We start from the raw sequence: 4,842 nt of genomic DNA, 5'->3' as shown, positions 1-4,842 counted from the left end.
TTTAGCATTAAAAGAAATAACAGGAAGTAGCTCTTCGGTGTTCGAGAACATTTTCTTCTCGATAACGGTGCGAAGTTTCTCGTAGCTTGTCCAAACTGGGTTTTGCCCGTTGTTGTTCGCTTTTGCACGTAAGACAAAATTGACGATTTCATTACGGAAATCTTTAGGGTTACTGATGCCCGCCGTCTTCTCAATTTTCTCTAACTCGCCATTGAGGGAAGCGCGATCGAATAACTGACCAGTTTCAGGATCACGGTACTCTTGGTCCTGGATCCAGAAGTCTGCATACGTAACGTAACGGTCGAATATATTCTGTCCGTATTCAGAGTAAGACTCTAAGTAAGCGGTTTGAATTTCTTTCCCGATAAATTCAACGTAACGAGGTACTAGGTAACCTTTGAGGAATTCTAGGTAGCGTTCTGACTGTTCTTGTGGGAATTGTTCACGTTCGATTTGTTGTTCAACGACGTAGAACAGATGCACAGGGTTAGCTGCGACTTCGGTTTGGTCGAAGTTAAATACACGTGAAAGGATCTTAAAGGCAAAACGCGTAGACAAACCCGACATACCTTCGTCGACACCAGCGTAATCACGATATTCCTGATAACTTTTCGCTTTTGGATCGGTATCTTTGAGTGTTTCACCATCATAGACACGCATTTTAGAGAATAGAGAAGAATTCTCTGGCTCTTTTAGGCGAGAAAGTATGCTGAATTGGGAAAGCATCTCTAGTGTGCTTGGCGAGCAAGGTGCTTGTGATAGCTCACTGTGGTCAAGCAGCTTCTGGTAGATCTTCACTTCTTCAGAAACACGTAAACAATAAGGTACTTTCACTATGTAAACACGATCGAGGAAAGCTTCATTATTTTTGTTGTTACGGAACGTTTGCCATTCTGACTCATTTGAGTGCGCTAAGATCATGCCATCGAAAGGTAGAGCTGAAAGCCCTTCAGTACCGTTAAAGTTACCTTCTTGAGTTGCGGTCAAAAGAGGATGAAGCACTTTAATTGGTGCTTTGAACATCTCGACGAATTCCATCAAGCCTTGGTTTGCTTTACACAGTGAACCAGAGTAGCTGTAGGCATCAGGATCATCTTGAGAGAAGTGCTCTAATTGACGAATATCTACTTTACCGACTAGAGATGAAATGTCTTGGTTGTTTTCATCACCTGGCTCARTCTTAGCAATTGCAACTTGGTCAAGAATCGATGGGTGAAGTTTGACTACTTTGAACTTTGAAATGTCTCCACCAAATTCATGTAAACGTTTTGACGCCCAAGGCGACATGATTGAACGCACGTAACGTTTTTCAATGCCATATTCTTGTTTTAGTAAGTCACCGTCTTCAACAACATCAAACAAGCAGAAAGGATGGTCATTCACTGGACTGCGCTCGCCATTAGCGGAGAGAACATAAATAGGTTTTTTCTGCATCAACGCTTTGAGTTTTTCGGCAAGTGAGGATTTACCACCACCTACTGGCCCCAATAGGTAGAGAACTTGTTTACGTTCTTCTAGCCCTTGAGCAGCATGTTTTAGATAAGAAACAATCTGTTCAATCGCATCTTCCATGCCATAGAAATCTTCAAACTCTTTGTAGCGCGATATGACTCGGTTAGAAAATAGACGGCTTAACCTAGGGTCTTGCGCGGTATCTATTATTTCCGGTTCGCCAATGGCTAATAGAAGGCGTTCCGCGGCATTTGCGTAGGCGCTTTTATCGTCCTTACACAGCGCAAGAAAGTCTTGTAAAGACAGCTCTTCATCTTTGGCTGCTTCATAACGTGCTTGATAGTGGTCGAAAATACTCATAATTACATTCCCCTTGTAAACCAGTCAGACTGACGAGCACTCTAATAATGGTGGCCCCATTTAACTTAAGCCTAGACCTGCTTAGGCAATTTTGCTTAACAATTATGTATTTATTTGAACTTTGCCTATCGAAGGTGAAGGGGAAATTGAGAGTCGAATAGGAAACGTGGATTTGACATTTACTCTGATTTTTTTGTGTTTTACTTAGTGAAAATCACTGCTTCTAAATCTAATTACCACTCATTTTATGAATTTTTAGGGTTTTTTTGAGTGTTTCTTGCTTGTTGGTATGGGGTTCCATATAATGCGTGAATTATGCACAATACATTTTTAATCGATAGGTAATTACAGTGAATAAAACTTGGTTAGCGGCAGCCGTTTTCGGTGCGTCAATGCTTGTTACTACAAGTGCAAATGCAAAAATATCGCAATGGTCTGTTGGTGTAGCTGCGTCTTATTCCCCTGCTGTATACCTTGATACTCCTTCTAACAAAGCCGTTATTCCGGTTGTTGGTTATGAAGGTGAGCATTTCTTCATGCGTGGTTTTAGTGCTGGTTACCGTTTGCTTCCTGTAGGTAGCCCTCAGAACATTGTTTTCCGAGCTGTTTATGACCCAAGAACTCTAAAACCAGCTGATTCAGGTAATGCTGACATTCAGTTATTAGATGAACGTGAAGCGTCAATTTTAGGTGGTGTAAGCTACCAGGCGATTACGCTAGTGGGTATGCTTGAAGCAACAGTTGGCTCTGACCTGGGCTTTAAGCACAACGGCATTTATGCAGAAGCTGCATGGCGTTTACCAATTCGTCGTAAAGGCTGGGCGATAACGCCTTCTATTGGTTACTCATACAATAGCGAAAAGCTGAATAACCATCTTTACGGTGTGAGCAGTGAAGAAGCACAAAGAATTGCCGCACAAGGCAATGGAACGATCAGTGAATTCGATGCTGATTGGGATGGTCAATTCTTTATTGGTATGAGTGCCTACATGCACCTTACGCCAAATATACGCCTAACGGGTGGTGTTCGTTACACCAATCTAGAAGGTGATATTGAAGGTAGCCCGATTATTGAAAGTGGTGTGAATACAACTGCGAACATCGGCGCAGCGTACGTTTTCTAAGACGCTCGAATGTTAGATAAATTTAAGGGGTTGATACTTTAGTATCAACCCCTTTTTATTTGGCAGTATGCCTACAAATTAAAACTGAAGCATAAATAAAAAGCGCCTGATTAGGCGCTTATGAATATCTTCATGTTGCAGTGATATGACGTCTATTTTATGAAGACCGTACGCTTCGATTAAGCGTTAAGGCCATTAAGAATTAAAGTCACTATGCAATAGCATTTATGCATTAAAAACCTGGCTCAGTTCAGTCGCACACAGGTGGTACTGACGAGGACAGTTGCGCCATGTCGTTAGCATACGACGGTACTTATCAAGCATTGGCATTTGGCTGTTGAAGTGGTGATCTGCTTTATCGAATTGAGGGTACAAACTTTCTGAATCTACAAGGAAGCGAACGTAGTTGACTGCTTGACCTTCTGAGGCAATATCGAAGCCTAAGAATTGAAGTCGACGTTGGTCTACATCATTACGTTCAGAGTCAGCAAGCATCTTATTTGATTCTTGCATCGCATGGTACATTTCCATGATGTCGATAACTTCACGACACTCTGCTTCAGAAAGGCAGCCAAACTCTTTATTTAGTTCTTTCATTTGAAGTTCGTAACCACGTTCTACAATTGTTTGCAGACGTTGGTATTTATCAGAGTTCTCAGGGTCCATTTGAGACATTAAGTGATATTGATTAGATAAAATTAGACGCTGAGCATTGGTCATTTCCATGGGGAAACCTCACTAATAAAACGAAATTTAATATTTGTTTGATGAAGTAAGATTACCAGTAACTACATAGTCAGAAACATGATCTCAACACGGATTTAATGAGGTTTGTTTAATCCATAAACAAAAGTTGTAAAGAGTTTTTACTTGATGAAATATTCGTTCATTACTGAAGGGATCCTATACATATAAAAACGCCTCCAAGGTGGAGGCGTTGATGCATTTTTGCTATGCCATCAGGTATTTTGAATACCAGTGGGCTGTAACTCTACGTTTAGTATTTAACGTTGGAATGATACTGGCTTAGCACTGAAACGATTTCATCCATTGTTTCTTTACTTGGAGGACTGACGCCTTCTAATGGGTATTCATTGCCCATTGCTTCCCATTTGTGAGCACCAAGTTTGTGATAAGGAAGCAGCTCAACTTTCTCGATATTGTCCATATCTTTGATGAACTCACCCAGCAAGTGCGCATCTTCTGGTTTGTCGGTATAACCTGGAACGATCACGTAGCGAATCCAAGTTGTTTTGCCCACCTTTTGTAGGTAGCGAGCAAAATCAAGAGTTCGCTTGTTCGACACACCAATAAAGTCATGGTGAATCTCGTCACGCWTGTGCTTTAAATCAAGCATCACAAGGTCAGTTGCTTCTAAAACTTCATCGATGACTTCGGTGTGCTTACGAATATAGCCATTGGTATCTAGGCAGGTATGTATTCCCTCTGCTTGAGCTGCACGGAAAAAGTCACGTACGAACTCAGGTTGCAGCATTGCTTCACCGCCGGAACAAGTGATACCACCACCAGAAGCTTTCATGAAATGGCGGTAGCTCTTCGCGTCATTAATGATTTCTTCAACAGTGACTTCTTTACCACCATGTACATCCCAAGTATCTCGGTTATGGCAATACATACAACGCATCAAGCAGCCTTGAAGGAAGACAATAAAGCGGATGCCAGGTCCATCGACAGTACCACAAGATTCAAATGAGTGAATTCGGCCAATTGTAGACATAAGTGATTCTCGAGTAGGGGGAATACCGTTATTTTATTACAAATAGTAGGGTTTAAATAGTCTTAAAAGGGCATACCTAAAAGGAATTATACTAATTAAGTCATGTTTTTAAAGGAGATGAACTTGTCGAGCTGGTTTGTTAAAAAAGGTTTGTGTTTGTGATCTAAA

4 protein-coding genes are annotated in these 4,842 nt (G+C 41.2%); 1 reads left to right on the top strand and 3 read right to left on the bottom strand.

Features of this window, described 5'->3' with window-relative positions:
• A partial coding sequence (locus tag L4C33_RS19710) for a PrkA family serine protein kinase (RefSeq protein ID WP_428814103.1) occupies positions 1-1,812 on the bottom strand: 1,812 nt, incomplete at its 3' end.
• A 392-nt stretch (positions 1,813-2,204) separates the two neighbouring features.
• Between L4C33_RS19710 and L4C33_RS19705 the strand changes: the two genes are divergently transcribed.
• Positions 2,205-2,936 carry a MipA/OmpV family protein gene (locus tag L4C33_RS19705; protein WP_428814104.1) on the top strand — a complete coding sequence of 244 codons (732 nt, stop codon included), beginning with the start codon at positions 2,205-2,207 and terminating at the stop codon, positions 2,934-2,936.
• A gap of 225 nt (positions 2,937-3,161) precedes the next feature.
• Here the strand turns inward: L4C33_RS19705 and L4C33_RS19700 are convergent, their stop codons facing one another.
• Together L4C33_RS19700 and pflA are read right to left on the bottom strand one after the other, a co-directional pair.
• Positions 3,162-3,662 carry a YfbU family protein gene (locus L4C33_RS19700; protein ID WP_428814102.1) on the bottom strand — a complete coding sequence of 167 codons (501 nt, stop codon included), beginning with the start codon at positions 3,660-3,662 and terminating at the stop codon, positions 3,162-3,164.
• A 271-nt stretch (positions 3,663-3,933) separates the two neighbouring features.
• On the bottom strand, positions 3,934-4,674 hold the full coding sequence (pflA, locus tag L4C33_RS19695; protein WP_428814101.1) for a pyruvate formate lyase 1-activating protein: 741 nt from the start codon (positions 4,672-4,674) through the stop codon (positions 3,934-3,936).
• Between the last annotated feature and the right edge of the window lie 168 nt (positions 4,675-4,842).

The sequence above is a fragment of the Vibrio makurazakiensis genome (assembly GCF_050337375.1).
In the GTDB taxonomy this organism is placed as follows: domain Bacteria; phylum Pseudomonadota; class Gammaproteobacteria; order Enterobacterales; family Vibrionaceae; genus Vibrio; species Vibrio makurazakiensis.
The sequence above is the reverse complement of the archived record's forward strand: the minus strand, read 5'-3'. Positions and strand labels throughout refer to the sequence as shown.

Excerpts from the sequence above, each read along its gene's own strand:
- L4C33_RS19700 (WP_428814102.1), bottom strand. The coding sequence starts at position 3,662 with ATGGAAATGACCAATGCTCAGCGTCTAATTTTATCTAATCAATATCAC.
- L4C33_RS19705 (WP_428814104.1), top strand. The coding sequence starts at position 2,205 with ATGCTTGTTACTACAAGTGCAAATGCAAAAATATCGCAATGGTCTGTT.